The organism is Streptomyces neyagawaensis (assembly GCF_023516595.1).
GTDB lineage: Bacteria > Actinomycetota > Actinomycetes > Streptomycetales > Streptomycetaceae > Streptomyces > Streptomyces neyagawaensis.
Window position 1 is genome coordinate 93,124 of sequence record NZ_JAMGBG010000089.1, and the last position, 16,667, is coordinate 109,790.

Here is a 16,667-nt window from a genome sequence, read left to right on the forward strand (position 1 = left end):
CCGAAGTCGACGTCACCGGAGTTCGGAGAGGCACAGCCCTTGAGTGCAGTACCCGAAGAGACAATAGAGACGGTTGTGTCAGGGTTCGTACGGTGGTCGTCCTTCCCCTGCCCCACCGGGGATCCAACGGGGACGATCGCTGTGAGGGACGATGCAGAAGATCAAGCTGGTCGCCACCGGCGTAGTGACCGCGGCGCTGCTGGCCGGGACCGGGCCGGCGCAGGCGATGTCGGGACAGGACGCGACGGACGCCGTGGCGGCGAAGGGCTCGTCGAAGCTGAAGATCCTGAAGGATTTCGACTACTCGCGGTCGAAGTCACGGACGTTGCCGCTGCGCCAGGGTGAGTACTACCGCAACAGCAAGGGAAAGATGGTCGGCTTCGGCTGGACCAAGATCAAGAAGCGTCACAACATCACCAAGTACGGCATCATCGGCTGGCTGGCCAAGTCACCCAACGTCGCGCCCCAGGGCAACAAGCGGTACGGCCTCACCGGGTTCGCCCATCACATCAAGTGCAAGTCCGGCAGCTGCAAGATCGTGGACCGCCGCAAGATGATCCTCGTGACGGACGAGACGGCGACGCCGGTCGGCGAGGGGCCTCGCTTCGCGTACTTCGGCGCGGTGACGTCGTTCTGCTACGACACGAAGAAGACCCTGAAGTGCCCGACCTGGGTGAACACCAAGTTCAAGATCCCGAAGAGCGCGGCGGCCGACGTGCGGTCCATGAACTCCGGCACGGCGCGGGACGGGGAACGCTATGTGTTCACGTACCAGCCGGTGAAGACCGTCAAGGGCGCCCTGACCTTGGCGTCGTAGCCGCCGCAGAGTCGGGTGGGCGGGTCGGTCGGGGGCCTGTGGGCCGCTTCGGGCATCGTGGGATGTCCGGGGCGGCGTCGCCCTGTTCGGAAAGCCTCGGGAGGACCGCGGATGAGCAGGCACGGGGAACCCCACGAGCACGGGGAGCACGGCGAGCGAGGGAAGCGCGGGGTGTCGGGGGCGTCCGGGGAGCTCGGGGAGACGTCGCGGTACGTCTTCTCGTACGAACCTCTCGGCGAACCGGGGGCGGGACCGGTCGACACCAGCGAGCGGGATCGCCGGGACGCCGAGGTCGGCGCGTTCCTGAACCATGTCGCCGAGCTGGGCTTCGAGGCCGGGCCGAAGGGGTTGGAGCTGCGGAGCGTGGACGTGGCGACCCGCACGTGCGCCTTCCGGCAGGAACGAGAGGTGGACCCCCGGCCGCCGGTACGGGCGCCCGGCGAGGAGTCGGGCGGAGCGGTCCTGCTGGGCTCCCCCTCCTGGGCCCATCTCGCCCACCTGGTCGGCGAGCTGCCGTTTCTGTTCTCGTTCCGCGAGTACGGGCCTGAGGGCGGACCGGAACTGCGCGGCGTGGACGCGCCGACCCGGGAGTGGGCCGACGTACTCGTGGAGCACCGAGGCGAACAGTGGCGCGTAAGGGTCGCTCTGGAGGGCCGCGAACGCCCCGTCGAGTTCCCCGGAATGGAGATCGGCGAGTTGTTCGGCGAGGGCGACTACCGGAGGTTCCTCCTGCCCGGCACGACGGATGTGCTGGACGCGGGGGTGTAGGACAGGGGGCTCACTCGGCCGGGCCGGCCTTGACTCCGTCCACAAAGCGGGACCAGGAGTCGGTCGAGAAGATCAGGGGGCGGGCGTTCGGGGTTTTGCTGTCCCGGACGGGGACTATGCCGGGTTGGCCGTCGGCGACTTCCAGGCAGTTCGTACCGCCCCCGTCGCTGTACGACGACTTGCGCCAGGCGGCAGTGGTGAGGTCGGGGGTCCGGTTCACGATGTGCACTCCTCCAGAAGGCGCTTGATGAACGCCATCGACTCCACCGGGGTCAGGGCCGCGTCCCTCACGAGATCGTAGGACAAGCGGAACTTCAGGACCCTGTCCGGATCGTCGATCAACTCGCCGATGCCGTTGCCCTCCGCGTAGGCGACCGCGTCGCCGGTGCGCTGCCAGAACAGCCACAGGTGACTGTCCATGAGGTCGTGTACGCCGGCCGCGTAAGGCAGCACCTGAAGCGCGATGTTCGGCAGCTCCGCTGCTTCCACCAGGTGCGACAACTGGTCCGTCCAGACCTTCTTGTCGGGAACCGCTCGCCGCAGGGCCCCTTCGTCGAGGATGACGCGGATGTTCGGCGCCGACTGGCGGTGCAGCAACTCCTGCCGTCCCATGCGCGCAGCCACCTGCTCCTCGATCTCGTCGCTGTTGCCAGCCGTTGTCTGGGCGCCAGACAACCCTGACAACACCGTGCGGGCGTAGTCCTCGGTCTGCAAGATGCCCGGCACGCGCAGCTGGAACAGCCACATGATCCGAGCCGTCGCCTCCAGTTCCATGAACGCCTTGTACTTGTCCTTGATGACCTCCTTCCGCGCATCCCTCCACAGGCGAACCAGCAGGTCACCGCACTCGTAGTAGCTGTCCAGGTCTTCCATGACCGTCCGCTTGGAGAGCCGTTCGCCCTTCTCCAGGCGGAACAAATAGCTCTTGTCGTACGACGTCTCCGCCGACAACTGCGCCAGCGTCTTGCCCGCCTTCTCGCGGAGGAAGCGCAGGGTCCGGCCCAGCTCGGCGCGCCTCGACTCCCGTTCCCCGTCAACCGATTCGCCCACGTCACCCCTCCCCGTTGTCTGGCGCTCCAGGCAACGCCAGGACTCTTCCCCAACGTACGCCGCAGCCGTGACGATCTGATCGCGAACGGTAATCACCGCTCGTCATCCCGACCCTGAAATAACCCTGAGACGTGAAGGGGAGCTTTGCCATGCGCGGATTCGTCGCGAGACTCCGGGTGTTCATGCAACGGCACGCGGCCGTGGACCCACAGGCTGTGGATACCCCCGAGCCGCCCGATCCTCTTCCGCTCCCCTCCCCCAAACCCGTCGACGACCTCTGGCCCTTCGAGCCCTACGACAACTTCGTACGGCCCTACGTGCTGAGCCCCGAGGAGCTGTACGTCTACGGCGTCGACCTCGGCGGGGTGTCCGCGTGATGCCCGGGCTGCGGCTGCTGCCCTGGACCTCCCCCGACGGCAAGCCCTGTTATCTCGACCCGGACACCGCGCACCCGGGCACCCTGTCCCTGCTCGCCGACCACGTGGAGGTGATGCAGCTGGGCTCGGCGGAGGAGGTCGCGGCCGGTGGCAGGGCCGTACTCGCGGACCCGGTGGCCGGGGAGCGGGCGTTGCGGTTCGCGCTCACCCGGGCCGTGGAGTCGTTGGAGGACGTCCTACGGATCGCCGTCAGCCGGGGGCAACGACTCGACGGGAGACCGACCCCCGTTCCGGATGCAGACTGACCCCACCCGACCGGGCACAGGATGTCGGGTGCGGTGCGGTGTCCTCTTCCTAGCGTGGACGGCGCAAGGGAAGGAGACCGAGGTGCTGGAGCGGCTGAACGAGGCCCTGGATCACATCGAGTCGCGGCTCGCCGAGCCGGCCGAGTCGATCGAGGTGACCGAGCTGGCCCGGATCGCGGCCACGTCGGAGTACCACTTCCGGCGGCTGTTCTCCGCGCTCGCGGGGATCCCGCTCTCGGAGTACATCCGGCGCCGACGGCTCACCGTCGCGGGCGCCGAGGTGCTCGCCGGGGAGCGGACGCTACTGGAGATCGCGGTGCGCCACGGCTACGGCTCGGGCGAGGCGTTCGCACGGGCGTTCAAGGCCATGCACGGGGTGGGGCCGGGCGAGGCCCGGCGGGATCGCGCGGCGCTGCGGTCGCAGCCTCGGATGTCCTTCCGTCTCGTCGTGGAAGGGAGAAGCAGCATGCGATACAGGGTCGTGGAGAAGGAGGAGTTCCGTGTGGTGGGGAGGAAGGTCAGGGTGCCGCTGGTCCATGAGGGGATGAACCCCGGGATCGTCGAGTTCGTCCGGGGGCTCGGGCGGGACACGATCGAGCGGATCGCCGCGCTCTCCGACGGGGAGCCGTCGGGCATCCTCGGGGTGAGCGACAACCTCGACCCCAGCCGGGCGGAGGGGACCGAACTCGACTACTACCACGCCGTGGTGACGTCGTCCGCCGCGGCCGACGCCCCGGATGTCCCGGACGACCTGGACTCGCTCGTCGTCCCGGCGGGCTCGTGGGCCGTCTTCGAGAGCTCCGGCCCGTTCCCGCAGGCCCTCCAGTACCTGTGGAGGGACGTCTTCACCCAGTGGTTCCCGTCCAACCCGTACCAGAGCAGGCCGGGCCCGGAGATCCTCCGCACCCGCCTCTCCGAGGACGCCACCGAGGCGGACGCGGAGCTGTGGATACCCGTGGAGCGGACCGCCGTCGGCGACTGAGCGAATCCGGAAGCAGGACGCCTGAAACGCGGAATCCCCGCGCCCCGGAGTACACCGGGGCGCGGGGATTCGGCTGTGACGACGAACCGACCGGCTACCGACTAGCTGACGACCGTGATGCGGTTGGCCGCCGGCGGGGCGATCGGGTTGCTCGCCGAGGAGTTGGCGGTCAGGTACGCCTCCAGCGCGGCGAGGTCGTCGCCGCCGACCAGGTCGTTGGTGCCCTGGCCCAGCGTGGTGATGCCGTCGCCGCCGCCCGCGAGGAAGCTGTTCGTCGCGACGCGGTACGTGGCGGCCGGGTCGAGGGCCGCGCCGTTGAGCTTGATGGAGTCGACGACGATCCGGTCGGCGCCGGTCTTCGTCAGGTCCAGCGTGTACGTGAAGCCGGTCGACGGCAGCAGGATCTTCGGCGAGGCCGCGTTGGAGCCGCTGACCTGCTCCTTGAGGATCTGCACGAGCTGGGCGCCCGTGAAGTTCTGCAGATTCACCGTGTTGGAGAACGGCTGGACGGTGAAGCCCTCCGCGTAGGTGACGACGCCGTCGCCCTCGCTGCCCTTGGCCGCGTAGGTGAGGGGCGCGCGGACACCGCCGGGGTTCATCAGCGCGAGGTCGGTCTCCGGGTCCAGCTTCTTGCCGGCGGCGAGCTGCGCGTCGGCGATGAGGTCACCCATGGGGGACTCGGTGCCGGTGCTCGGGATGTCGGCGGATATGTAGCCGATGGGCCGGTTGCCGATGGGCGCGGCCAGCGTGTTCCACCGGTTGATGAGGTCCGTCATGTCGGCGGCCTTCGCCACGTCACGGGTGACGACGTGGTTCGCGGACTTCACGGCCGTACGGGAGATGTCACCGGTCTTGCGGTCGTACGTCAGCGTCGTGTCGGTGTAGAGGCGACCGAAGGACGCGGCCGAGGTGACCATGCGCGGCTTGCCCGACGGGTCCTTGATCGTGCAGGCGTACGCGGCGTGCGTGTGGCCGGTGACGAGGGCGTCGACCTTCGGGGTGATGTTCTTGGCGATGTCGACGATCGGGCCGGAGATGCCGTCACCGGCGCCGGGCGAGTCGCAGTCGTAGTTGTACGACGTGGAGGCGGGGGCACCGCCCTCGTGGATGAGCGCGACGACGGACTTCACGCCCTGGCGCTCCAGCTCCTTGGCGTACTTGTTGATCGTCTTGACCTCGTCCTTGAAGGTGAGGCCCTTGACGCCCTCGGCGGAGACGACGCCCGGCGTGTCCTCCAGGGTCACACCGATGAAGCCGATCTTGACGCCGTTCTTCTTCCACACCCAGTACGGCTTCAGGAGGGGCTTCTTGGTCTTGTTCTCGATGACGTTCGCCGCGAGGTACGGGAAGTCCGCGCCCTTGAACTTCTTGCCCTTGACGTAGCAGCCGGCGGTGGGGTGGCAGCCGCCCTTCTGCAGGCGGGCCAGTTCCTTGGCGCCCTCGTCGAACTCGTGGTTGCCGACGCTGGTGACGTCGAGGTCGAGGTGGTTCAGCGCCTCGATGGTGGGCTCGTCGTGGAACAGGCCCGACAGCAGCGGCGAGGCTCCGACCATGTCACCGGCGGCCGCCGTGATCGAGTACGGGTTGTCCCCGCGGGCGTCGCGCAGATGCGTGGCCAGGTACTCCACACCACCGGCGTTGATCGTCGTGGTCGTGCCGTCCTCGTGCAGCTCGGTCACCCGGCCCGAGGAACCGGCCGGCGGCTCCAGGTTGCCGTGCAGGTCGTTGAACGACAGCAGCTGCACGTCCTGGTACCGGCTCGGCTCGGTCTTGCCCGGCTTGGCCTCACCGGCGCTCGCCGGGATGGCGGCGGCCAGCGCACCGACGGTCGCGATGCCGGCCGCTACCGCGACGATCCGGTTGCGGCGGCTGCCACGGCGTTGCGCGTGGGGTGTGGCTGACATGTGCCCCCCTGGTTCGTAAGAGACGTAAGGAAAACGTGAGAACAGGCCCCGTCGGCCCGAAGCGTAGGGTCAACGCGCGTAGCGCGACAGGGGGTTCATGGTTACGACCTGGTTGCCATCGAGGAGGATGATTGACAAAACGGGGCGTACGGACCGCCCGAAAGGGGCGCGGGAGCGCGAGATGTGCCGCTCCGCCACGGAGATGGAAGCCTTCGTGTGCGGTTGTGTCACGGTGGCGGGATCACATCACCCGTCGCCCCTCCACGCAGGCCGGTTCACGTCATCCACCGCCCCTCCACGCAGGCCGGTTCGCGTCACCCACCGCCCCTCCACGCAGGCCGGTTCGCCTCACCCCCCGCCCCTCCGCCCAGTCCGGTTCGCCTCACCCCCCGCCCCTCCACGCCGCCGGTATCAGGCCAACCACGCGCCCGCGCCCGCCGCCCCGGGGAACGGACCCGGTTCCGAGGCGCCCTCCCGCCGCGGCCCCCGGTTAATCTCGAACCCATGACCAGCGACGACGCCGCCCGGCCCCACGCAGCCGCCCGCAGTATCGAGACCCGCCTGGAACTCACGCCCGACCAGAGGGCGGCCGTCCTCGACCTCCTCGACGAGGCCGCCCAGGTCGACGGCCAGCCCGCGGTGTCCGAGCAGGGCCGCCTCCAACTCCGCGGCGGCCCCCGCGAGGGCGTCCGCCACCTCCTCCTCACCGTCGGCGACACCCTGGCCGGCTACGCCCAGCTGGAGGACACCGACCCCGTCGAGGCCCCCGCGGCCGAACTCGTCGTGCACCCCTCGCACCGGGGCCACGGCCACGGGCGGGCCCTCGGTTCGGCGCTGCTCGCCGAGTCCGGCAAGCGGCTGCGCGTCTGGGCGCACGGCGGCCACTCCGCGGCCCGGCACCTCGCCCAGGTCCTCGGCCTCACCCTGTTCCGCGAACTGCGCCAGATGCGCCGCTCGCTGGCCGATTTCGACCCCCCGGAGCCGGTCCTGCCCGAGGGCGTCACCGTCCGCGCGTTCGTGCCCGGCGAGGACGACACGGCCTGGCTCGCCGCGAACGCGGAGGCGTTCGCCCACCACCCGGAACAGGGCTCCCTGACCCAGCGCGACCTCGACGACCGCAAGGCCGAGCCCTGGTTCGACCCGGCGGGTTTCTTCCTGGCGTTCCGGGGCGACGAACTCGCCGGCTTCCACTGGACGAAGGTCCACGCCGCCGAACAGCTCGGCGAGGTCTACGTCGTGGGCGTCCGCCCCGGCGCCCAGGGCGGCGGCCTCGGCAAGGCGCTCACCACGATCGGTCTGCGCCACCTGGCCGCGCAGGGCCTGCCCACCGCGATGCTCTACGTCGACGCCGACAACAAGGCGGCGGTGACCGTGTACGAACGCCTCGGATTCGTGACGTACGAGACGGATCTGATGTACCGCAGCGAAACCTGACGTTCGGGGCGGGGTCCCGGGGCTCCCCGGCGGAAGTCGTCCACGGGGAGGAGACGGACAGGACACGGGCAGGAGACCGGCAGGGGGCGGTGTGTTGACACCGCCCCCTCTCTTGCACCACCCTTTCACTACTCAATTAGTGAAAGGGTGGTTGTTCGAGTGGTCGAGTACCGCATCGACCGGCGCAGCGGTGTCGCCACCTATGTGCAGATCGTCCAGCAGACCAAACAGGCCCTGCGGCTCGGCCTGTTGGAACCCGGCGACAAGCTCCCCACGGCCCGCGAGGTCGTGGAGGCCACCGCCATCAACCCGAACACGGTGCTGAAGGCCTACCGCGAGCTGGAGCGCGAGGGCCTGGTCGAGGCCCGCCGCGGCCTCGGCACCTTCGTACGGAAGTCGTTGGGCGCCCATCCGGTCGACTCCCCGCTGCGCGCGGAGCTGGACCAGTGGACCGTCCGAGCCAAGAAGACCGGGCTCGAACGGGGCGACGTCGAGGCGCTGTTCACCTCCGTACTGGACGAACACTTCAAGGAAGATCAGGGGGACGAGGCATGACCGACACGGCCATCGAGACGGCCGCACTCGGCAAGAGGTTCGGGTGGCGGCAGGGGGGCTGGGCGCTGCGCGACTGCACGCTGCGGCTCCCGGTGGGGCGCGTCTGCGCGGTCGTCGGACCGAACGGCGCGGGCAAGTCGACGCTGCTGGCCCACGCGGCCGGCCTGCTCGCGCCCACCGAGGGCGGCATCAGCGTGCTGGGCACGACCCCGTCGGCGGCCCGCGAGCGCATGGCGTACGTCGCCCAGGACAAGCCCCTGTACCCGCAGCTCACCGTCGCCGAGACCCTGCGCATGGGCGCCGAGCTGAACCCCCGCCGCTGGGACGCGGCCGTGGCCGGGCGGATCGTCGAGGAGGGCGGGCTGGACCTCGGCTCCAAGATCCGCTCCCTCTCCGGCGGCCAGCGCACCCGGGTCGCGCTCGCCCTCGCCCTCGGCAAGCGGCCCGAACTGCTGCTGCTGGACGAGCCGATGGCCGACCTCGATCCGCTGGCCCGGCACCAGCTGATGGGCACCCTGCTCGCGGACTCCGCCGACCACGGCACCACGGTTGTCATGTCCTCGCACGTGGTGGCCGAACTGGAGGGCTCCTGCGACCACTTGTTCCTCCTCGGCGGCGGACGTGTCCGCCTGGCCGGCCCGCTCGACGCCCTCATCGCCGCGCACACCCTGGTCACCGGCCCGACCGGCGACCTCGCCCCGCACACCGTCGTCGAGTCCCGTACGACCGGCCGTCAGATCACCGCGCTCATACGGCCCGAGGGCCGGATCGCCGCCGGCTGGCGGACCGCCGAGCCGACCCTGGAGGAGCTGGTCCTCGCCCACCTGCGGGCCCCCGGCGCCCCGGCGCTCACCCTCACGGACGAGGGGGACGCCCACGACGAGGGCGACGGCGGCACGAACAGCGGGAACAACGACGGCGAGACCAACGGCACGCGCACCCGCGGAGCCTCCGTATGAGCGCCGTGACCGTCTTGTCCGTCGGGGCACCGGACCGCCGCCCCGCGCACCCCACTCGCGCCCTGGCCCGCGCCGTGCTGCGCCCGCACCAGTCGGCGCTGTGGTTCTGGGGGCTGCTGGTGGCGCTCATCGGCGGCGGACTGCTGTGGGCCGCGGGGCCGGGGTTCGACGCCGCCTGGGACGCCTACCTCAAGAGCGGCTGCCGGGAGGCCGACTACTGCGACATGGGCCCCGCCTACCAGCGCTACGACATGGTGGTCACCCTGGGCCCCGCCGTCCTGACCGTCGCGCCCGCCCTGATCGGGGCCTGGGCGGGCGCCTCGCTGATCGGCCGCGAGCTGGAGAGCGGCACGGCGAAGCTGGCCTGGACGCAGTCCGTCGCCCCGGCCCGCTGGCTCGCCGCCAAGCTGGCCGTCCCGGCCGCCCTGATCGTGTCGGGGACGGTCCTGCTGACCCTGCTGAACCGTCTGGTGTGGTGGCGGGAGGAGCCGCTGCGGCGCGCGGTGGTCACCCGCGACTGGTTCGCCGTCACCACCTTCACGGGCAACGGCACCCTCGCCACCGCCTACGCCCTCCTCGCCCTGACCGTCGGCGTGGTGGCCGGCCTGCTGCTCCGCCGCTCGCTGCCCGCGCTCGCCGCCGGGTTCGCGGGCACGCTCGCCCTCATGGGCGTCCTCCAGGCGAACCGGGACCACCTGTGGCCGGTGGTGGACACCCGCTCGTCCTCCTCGGAGCCCCTCTGGAAAGGCATGCTCGTCGACCAGGGCATCGTCACCGCCTCGGGCGACCGGATCTCCAACGTCCTCTGCGGGGAGCCCGACTGCGGCCGGAGCGACGTCGTCGGTTACTGGGCCCAGTCCCACCCCTCCTCCCACTTCTGGCCCCTCCAGCTCGTCGAGACCGGCATCGTCGTCGCCGTCACCGCCCTGCTGGTCCTGGCCTCCTTCCACCTGCTGCGCCGCCGCACGGGAGGCGCCGCGTGACCGCCCTCACGACCACCGCGCCCCGCACGAGGGGCGGCCCGCGCGGACTGACCTGGACGCTGCTGCGCCTGCACAGCGCGGCCGTGTGGTTCTGGGCGCTCCTCGTCGCCGTGGCCGCCGGGTGCCTGCTGTGGGCCGCGGTAGCGGGCGGCAACGCCGCCTGGGCCGCGTACACCTCGGGGGGCTGCGCCAACGGAGTGGTGGACGAGGGCTGCAACCTCAACGCCCCCGCGATCGAGCTGTACGACACGGCGATGTACCTGGGCTCCGCGATCATCACCATCGCGCCGCTGCTCGTCGCCGTCTGGGCGGGCGCCGCGCTGATCGGGCGGGAGCTGGAGAGCGGCACCGCGAAACTGGCCTGGACGCAGTCCGTCACCCCGGCCCGCTGGCTCACCGCCAAGCTCGCCCTCCCCGCGGCCGTGCTCTGCGCCGGCACGCTCCTGCTCGTCCAACTGCACCGGACGATGTGGCAGGCCCACACCGAGCAGTGGGGGGCGCGGGGCGTCCAGCACTGGCACGACAGCGAGATCTTCGTCGCCAACGGCCCCGCCGCCGTCGCCCATGTCCTGCTCGGCCTCGCCGTCGGCGTCCTGGCCGGCCTGCTCACCCGCCGCTCCCTGTCCTCCATGGGCTACGGCTTCTTCGCCCTGGGCGGTCTGTTGTACGCCCTCGAACTGGCCCGGCCGTACCTGTGGCCGGCGAGGACCGCGACGACCCCGGCCACCGAGGGATACCCCGGCTACATCGGCATGACCGTCGACGAGGGCGGCATCACCCCCACCGGCGACCGGGTCCCCAATCCTTGCCTGACCAGCGACAACTGCGTCCTCGGGCGGGACGTCGTCACCCACTACCGCGACTACCACCCCGCGTCCCACTTCTGGCCCCTCCAGCTCGTCGAGACCGGCGTCGTGCTCGCCGTCACCGCCGTGCTGGTCGTGCTCTCCTTCCGCCTGCTGCGCCGCCGTACGGGAGGCACGTCATGACGACGACCGTCGACACCACCGCCTCCACCACCCGAGGGCGCGTGCGCCTCCACGGCCTGACCGGGACCGTCCTGCGTGTGCACCGCCCGGCACTGCTGGTGTGGTGCGCGTACGTAGTAGGGACGGTCGGATGGATGCTCTGGGTGCACTATGTCTCGGGGGCGCGGGCGCGCGCCGCGCAGGACACCTGCCGTGGACAGGACGGCAGCTGCATCGACTTCGACATGTTCGCCTTCGGGGAGGGCATGTCCATGGTCGGTACCTTCGTCGCCTACGCCTCCTACGCCGTGGCCGCCTGGGCGGGTGCCTCCCTGACCGGGCGCGAACTGGAGCACGGCACGGCCCACCTGGCCTGGACCCAGTCGGTCACCCCGACACGCTGGCTCACGGTCAAGCTGGCGGTTCCCGCAGTCGCCCTCACCGTGGGCACCACGGTGCTGATGCTGGTCTACCGCTGGATCTGGTCGGCGAACGAGGAGGTGCGCAGCGACGATTGGTACTACAGCGACCCCTTCGTCAATCGTGGCCCCGCGGTCGTCGCGTACGCCCTGTGCGCACTGGCCGTCGGCGCGCTGGCGGGCCTGGCCCTGAAGCGGGCGCTGCCGGCGCTGGGCACGGCCGTCGCCTTCATCGTCTGCCTCCACCTGTACCTCGACGAGCGGTCGATCACGCTGTGGCCGACGAAGACGCTCACCGGCACCGCCGCGAGCCGACTGCCGATGTCGGCCAACCAGCTGGAGCTGGGCGCGGTCACCGGCTCGGGTGCCCGGATCAATGACCTGACCTGCTTCGACGTCGACGCCGACGCCGACTACGCCAGGTGCATGGCCGACAACGGCTTCACCGACCTGTACGCCGAGGTGCACCCCCAGTCCCACTTCTGGCCCCTGCACCTGATGACCACCGGCGTCATCCTCGCCGTCACCGCCCTGCTGGTCCTGGCCTCCTTCCACCTGCTGCGCCGCCGTACAGGAGGTACGTCATGACGAGCGCCGTCGCCGCCACCGCCACCGCCGCTCGTCAAGGCCCCCGTCTGCGCGGCCTGACCTGGACCGTGCTGCGCGTGCACCGCCCGGCCCTGCTGGTGTGGTGCGCGTACGTCCTGCTGATGACGGGCTGGATGTTCTGGGTGCAGTACGTCTCGGGCGCACGGGTGCGCGCCGAGATGGCCGCCTGCCGGAGGGTGGAGGGCGGCTGCATCGACGTGATGACGTTCAGCCACTCCATGAACGAGGGCTGGATCGGCACCCTCATCGCATACGCCTCCTACGGCATCGCCGCCTGGGCCGGCGCCTCCCTCATCGGCCGCGAGCTGGAGCGGGGCACCGCCCAGCTGGCCTGGGCCCAGTCCATCAGCCCCACCCGCTGGCTCACCGCCAAGCTCGCGGTGCCGGCTGTGGCGCTGACCGTCGGGACCACCGTCCTGGTCCTGGTCTACCGCTGGTTCTGGACGGCGAGCCAGGACCTGCGGGGCAGCGAGTGGCACGACCCCGACCCCTTCCTGAACCGCGGCCCGGCGGTCCTCGCGTACGCCCTGTGCGCCCTGGCCGTCGGCGCCCTCGCGGGCATCGCCCTGCGGCGCTCGCTGCCCGCCCTGGCCGTGGCGTTCGGCTTGATCCTCTGGTTCCACCTGTACGTCGACCGGCACTGGCACGAGCTGTGGCCCGCGAGGACCCTCTCCGGCACCGGCGGCAGCTGGTTCCCCAGCCAACACCCGGCCTCCCACTTCTGGCCCCTGCACCTGATGACCACCAGCGTCATCCTCACCGTCGCCGTCGTGGCCACCGGTGCCGCCTACTGGCTGCTGCGCCGCCGCACCCGCTGACCGGCGCCCCGGACCCGGCACGCCCTTCCTACGGGGGGAGGGGCGTGCCGAAGGCGTGCACCGGCGCGGGGCGAGAAGGCGGGGCGCCTTACGAAACGGGGCGCTTCGGAGACGGGCCGGCGCCCACTCGGGGAACCGGCGGGCCTCCCTGCGCTATCCCGCACGTAAGGTCTCCGTAACCGGCGATTCAGACGACCTTGCGACGCTTCCGCAATGAACCCCGTCCCGCCCGAGCCCTCGCCTCCCCCACGCAACGGCCCAAGCAACGGGAAGGGCGCGGGGAGCGGCCGTCCCCCGGCCACCGCGGCCCACCCCGGCGGCACCGACGACGTCGTCGCGCGGATCGACGCGGACATCGCCGGGAACGCCGTCGCGCTCCCTGTGGCCCTGTCCGACGCGCCTGTGATGCTCGCGGCGCGGAAGAATGGTGCCATGAGCCAGTCCAACGCCCAGGCACAGGTCCAGCACGAGCAGCCGTCCGTCGGCTCCATAGCCGCGCACCGCCCGCACACGGTGGCCGCGGTCGTCTCCGATCTCGAACCCGACATGGACGCCGACCTCGACGCCTACGAGGAGGCGCCGTACGACGGCGACCGCCTGCCGCAGAACCGCTTCCTCGACCGGGAGCGCAGCTGGCTCGCCTTCAACGAGCGTGTCCTGGAACTCGCCGAGGACCCGAACACGCCCCTGCTGGAGCGGGCCAAGTTCCTCGCGATCTTCGCCAGCAACCTGGACGAGTTCTTCATGGTCCGGGTGGCCGGTCTGAAGCGCCGTATCGCCACCGGCGTCGCCACCAAGTCCGCCTCCGGTCTCCAGCCCCGCGAGGTGCTGGAGATGATCTGGGCCCGCTCCCGTGAGCTGATGGCCCGGCACGCCGCCTGCTTCCACGAGGACATCGCCCCGGCCCTCGCCGAGGAGGGCATCCACGTGGTCCGCTGGGGCGAGCTCACCGAGAAGGAGCAGGCCCGCCTGTTCACTCTCTTCCGGCACCAGATCTTCCCCGTCCTCACCCCGCTCGCCGTGGACCCTGCGCACCCCTTCCCGTACATCTCGGGCCTGTCGCTGAACCTGGCCGTGGTCGTCCGCAACCCGGTCTCCGGCCACCGGCACTTCGCCCGCGTGAAGGTCCCCCCGCTGCTCTCCCGCTTCCTGGAGGCCTCCCCCAGCCGCTACGTCCCCATCGAGGACGTGATCGCGGCCCATCTGGAGGAGCTGTTCCCGGGCATGGAGGTGCTGGAGCACCACGCGTTCCGCCTCACCCGCAACGAGGACCTGGAGGTCGAGGAGGACGACGCGGAGAACCTCCTCCAGGCGCTGGAGAAGGAGCTCATGCGGCGCCGCTTCGGGCCGCCGGTGCGCCTGGAGGTCGAGGAGTCCATCGACCGGTACGTCCTCGACCTGCTGGTCCGCGAGCTGAAGATCTCCGAGGCCGAGGTGTACCCGCTGCCGGGCCCTCTCGACCTCACCGGTCTCTTCGGCATCGGCGCCCTCGACCGGCCCGAGCTGAAGTACCCGAAGTTCATCGCCGGCACCCACCGCGACCTCGCCGAGGTCGAGTCCGCGTCGCCGCCCGACATCTTCGCCGCCCTGCGCGAGCGGGACGTCCTGCTGCACCACCCGTACGACAGCTTCTCCACCTCCGTGCAGGCGTTCCTGGAGCAGGCGGCCGCCGACCCGGACGTCCTCGCCATCAAGCAGACCCTGTACCGGACCTCCGGCGACTCCCCGATCGTGGACGCGCTGATCGACGCCGCCGAGTCCGGCAAGCAGGTCCTCGTCCTCGTCGAGATCAAGGCCCGCTTCGACGAGCAGGCCAACATCAAGTGGGCCCGCAAGCTGGAGGAGGCGGGCTGCCACGTCGTCTACGGCCTGGTCGGTCTGAAGACCCACTGCAAGCTGTCCCTGGTGGTCCGCCAGGAGGGCGAGACCCTGCGCCGCTACAGCCACGTCGGCACGGGCAACTACCACCCGAAGACGGCCCGCCTCTACGAGGACCTGGGTCTGCTCACCGCCGACCAGCAGGTCGGCGCGGACCTCTCCGACCTGTTCAACCGTCTCTCCGGCTACTCCCGCCGCGAGACGTACCGCCGGCTCCTCGTCGCCCCCAAGTCCCTGCGCGACGGACTGATCGCCCGCGTCAACAAGGAGGTCCAGCACCACCGCGCCGGACGTCCCGCGTCCGTCCGCATCAAGGTCAACTCGATGGTCGACGAGGCCCTCATCGACGCCTGCTACCGGGCCTCGCAGGCCGGGGTGCCCGTCGACATCTGGGTGCGCGGCATCTGCGCGGTACGCCCCGGCGTCCCCGGCCTCTCGGAGAACGTCCGCGTCCGTTCCGTCCTCGGCCGCTTCCTCGAACACTCCCGGATCTTCGCCTTCGGCAACGGCGGCGAGCCCGAGGTGTGGATCGGCAGCGCCGACATGATGCACCGCAACCTCGACCGCCGGATCGAGGCCCTCGTACGAGTCACCGACCCGGCGCACCGGGCGGCCCTCAACCGCCTGCTGGAGACCGGTATGTCCGACACGACCTCCTCCTGGCACCTCGGCCCCGACGGCGAGTGGACCCGGCACTCGACCGACGCGGACGGCCAGCCCCTGCGCAACGTCCAGGAGATGCTCATTGACGCCCGGAGGCGCCGGCGTGGCACAGCAACACCTTGACCCCAGGAACTCCACGGCCGTCGCCGCCGACGCCCTCGCCGGGTATCTGCGGACCCAGGCCACCGAGTTCCTCCGCGCGCTGCGCACCCACCGGGAGAGCGGTGGGGGTGCGGCGACCGGAGCCGAGGAGTCGACCGACGCGGCGCTCGCCCTGCGCCGCTCGGCCCGCCGCATCAGCGGCACCCTCCACACCTTCCGCCCACTGCTCGACGCCGACTGGTCGGAGTCCCTCCGCCCCGAACTGGCCTGGCTGTCGGGCACCCTGGGCCGCGAGCACGCCTACGCGGCCCGGCTGGACCGCCTGGTGGCGGCCCTGAACCGGCTGTCCGGAGCCACCGCCGCCCTCCCCTCCCAGGCCGGCGCCCCCGTGACCGGCCGCACCGCCGGGGCGGAACGCGCGGGCCCGCCGGGGCCCGGGGGCACCGGCACCCGCACCCCGGCCACCCCCGACCGCGGCAACCTCACCATCGGCGCCGCGAAAGCGGGCGCCCTCCTCGACCGCCAGCTCACCCTCGCCCGCACCCGGGCCCACTCGGCGGCCCTCCAGGCGCTCGGCTCCTCCCGCTTCCACGCCGTCGCCGACAGCGTCGCCGTCCTCGCCAGCGAGGTCCCCCTCACCCCCACCGCCCCCGCCCTGGACCTGCGCCCCCTGGCCGCCGCCGCCCACGACCGCCTCCGCGACGCCGTTGCCGGCCTCCCCCTGCTGACCGCCGGCCACCCCTACAACGCCGAGGCCCTCATCCACGGCCTCTCCCCCGACACCGCCCCCCACCCCCAGGACGCCCCCTGGCACCAGGTCCGGCTCCTGCTGCGCCTCCACCGCTACGCCCTGGAGGTCCTCCACCCCCAGGCGGTCCCCGTGGACGTACGCCTCCTCGCGGCCGGTGAGGCCCTCAACCGCCACCGCGACGCCTCCGAGGCGGCCTCCGCCGCGGCGGCCGCAGCCCGCACCCCCCGGATCGCCCCGGCCACGGCCTACGCCCTCGGCGTCCTGCACGCCGACCAGCGCCACGAGGTCGAGGCGGCCCGCTTCGCGTTCCAGCAGTCCTGGCAGA

General features: G+C 71.3%; 17 protein-coding genes. 14 read left to right on the top strand and 3 right to left on the bottom strand.

Going from position 1 to position 16,667, the window contains the following annotated elements; all coding sequences use genetic code 11:
* Nucleotides 1-151: 151 nt before the first annotated feature.
* Both M8J73_RS31130 and M8J73_RS31135 read left to right on the top strand, forming a co-directional pair.
* Nucleotides 152-817 (top strand): hypothetical protein, encoded by a 666-nt coding sequence (locus tag M8J73_RS31130; protein ID WP_055542088.1) that lies wholly within the window; start codon nucleotides 152-154, stop codon nucleotides 815-817.
* Nucleotides 818-928: 111 nt separating this feature from the next.
* On the top strand, nucleotides 929-1,585 hold the full coding sequence (locus M8J73_RS31135) for a hypothetical protein (protein ID WP_157873323.1): 657 nt from the start codon (nucleotides 929-931) through the stop codon (nucleotides 1,583-1,585).
* Nucleotides 1,586-1,595: 10 nt separating this feature from the next.
* On the opposite strand, the gene M8J73_RS31140 is transcribed toward M8J73_RS31135, so the two are convergent.
* Both M8J73_RS31140 and M8J73_RS31145 read right to left on the bottom strand, forming a co-directional pair.
* Nucleotides 1,596-1,805, bottom strand: coding sequence for a DUF397 domain-containing protein (locus M8J73_RS31140; protein WP_055542086.1), 210 nt, complete (start codon nucleotides 1,803-1,805; stop codon nucleotides 1,596-1,598).
* On the bottom strand, nucleotides 1,802-2,635 hold the full coding sequence (locus M8J73_RS31145; protein WP_055542092.1) for a helix-turn-helix domain-containing protein: 834 nt from the start codon (nucleotides 2,633-2,635) through the stop codon (nucleotides 1,802-1,804). The genes M8J73_RS31140 and M8J73_RS31145 overlap by 4 nt, the downstream gene beginning before the upstream one ends.
* A gap of 149 nt (nucleotides 2,636-2,784) precedes the next feature.
* On the opposite strand from M8J73_RS31145, the gene M8J73_RS31150 reads away from it, so the two are divergent.
* From M8J73_RS31150 to M8J73_RS31160, 3 genes are all read left to right on the top strand, one after another.
* Entirely contained in the window at nucleotides 2,785-3,012 is a 228-nt protein-coding gene (locus M8J73_RS31150) for a hypothetical protein (protein WP_055542085.1), read from the top strand.
* Entirely contained in the window at nucleotides 3,012-3,317 is a 306-nt protein-coding gene (locus tag M8J73_RS31155) for a hypothetical protein (RefSeq protein ID WP_055542084.1), read from the top strand. The genes M8J73_RS31150 and M8J73_RS31155 overlap by 1 nt, the downstream gene beginning before the upstream one ends.
* A gap of 82 nt (nucleotides 3,318-3,399) precedes the next feature.
* Nucleotides 3,400-4,299 (top strand): AraC family transcriptional regulator, encoded by a 900-nt coding sequence (locus M8J73_RS31160; protein WP_055542083.1) that lies wholly within the window; start codon nucleotides 3,400-3,402, stop codon nucleotides 4,297-4,299.
* 101 nt (nucleotides 4,300-4,400) lie between these two features.
* Here M8J73_RS31160 and M8J73_RS31165 read toward each other — a convergent pair whose 3' ends face one another.
* Nucleotides 4,401-6,203 carry a bifunctional metallophosphatase/5'-nucleotidase gene (locus M8J73_RS31165; RefSeq protein WP_055542082.1) on the bottom strand — a complete coding sequence of 601 codons (1,803 nt, stop codon included), beginning with the start codon at nucleotides 6,201-6,203 and terminating at the stop codon, nucleotides 4,401-4,403.
* 504 nt (nucleotides 6,204-6,707) lie between these two features.
* On the opposite strand from M8J73_RS31165, the gene mshD reads away from it, so the two are divergent.
* The 9 genes from mshD to M8J73_RS31210 form a co-directional block, all read left to right on the top strand.
* Nucleotides 6,708-7,637, top strand: a complete 930-nt coding sequence (mshD, locus tag M8J73_RS31170) for a mycothiol synthase (protein WP_249829347.1) — start codon at nucleotides 6,708-6,710, stop codon at nucleotides 7,635-7,637.
* 159 nt (nucleotides 7,638-7,796) lie between these two features.
* Nucleotides 7,797-8,192 carry a GntR family transcriptional regulator gene (locus tag M8J73_RS31175; protein ID WP_055536727.1) on the top strand — a complete coding sequence of 132 codons (396 nt, stop codon included), beginning with the start codon at nucleotides 7,797-7,799 and terminating at the stop codon, nucleotides 8,190-8,192.
* Nucleotides 8,189-9,151: an ABC transporter ATP-binding protein gene (locus M8J73_RS31180; RefSeq protein WP_055536728.1), complete on the top strand. Its 963-nt coding sequence runs from the start codon at nucleotides 8,189-8,191 to the stop codon at nucleotides 9,149-9,151. Before M8J73_RS31175 ends, M8J73_RS31180 begins: the two co-directional genes overlap by 4 nt.
* Nucleotides 9,148-10,134: an ABC-2 membrane transporter-related protein gene (locus M8J73_RS31185; protein ID WP_055536729.1), complete on the top strand. Its 987-nt coding sequence runs from the start codon at nucleotides 9,148-9,150 to the stop codon at nucleotides 10,132-10,134. Before M8J73_RS31180 ends, M8J73_RS31185 begins: the two co-directional genes overlap by 4 nt.
* Nucleotides 10,131-11,123: an ABC-2 membrane transporter-related protein gene (locus M8J73_RS31190; protein WP_055536730.1), complete on the top strand. Its 993-nt coding sequence runs from the start codon at nucleotides 10,131-10,133 to the stop codon at nucleotides 11,121-11,123. Before M8J73_RS31185 ends, M8J73_RS31190 begins: the two co-directional genes overlap by 4 nt.
* Nucleotides 11,120-12,109: an ABC-2 membrane transporter-related protein gene (locus M8J73_RS31195; protein WP_055536731.1), complete on the top strand. Its 990-nt coding sequence runs from the start codon at nucleotides 11,120-11,122 to the stop codon at nucleotides 12,107-12,109. Before M8J73_RS31190 ends, M8J73_RS31195 begins: the two co-directional genes overlap by 4 nt.
* A complete protein-coding gene (locus M8J73_RS31200) occupies nucleotides 12,106-12,948 on the top strand; it encodes an ABC-2 membrane transporter-related protein (protein WP_249829348.1) in 843 nt (280 codons plus the stop codon). Before M8J73_RS31195 ends, M8J73_RS31200 begins: the two co-directional genes overlap by 4 nt.
* Before the next feature lie 432 nt (nucleotides 12,949-13,380).
* Nucleotides 13,381-15,612: an RNA degradosome polyphosphate kinase gene (locus tag M8J73_RS31205; protein ID WP_055541024.1), complete on the top strand. Its 2,232-nt coding sequence runs from the start codon at nucleotides 13,381-13,383 to the stop codon at nucleotides 15,610-15,612.
* The coding region (locus tag M8J73_RS31210) for a CHAD domain-containing protein (RefSeq protein WP_249829349.1) at nucleotides 15,593-16,667 on the top strand (1,075 nt) is incomplete at its 3' end. The genes M8J73_RS31205 and M8J73_RS31210, both read left to right, overlap by 20 nt.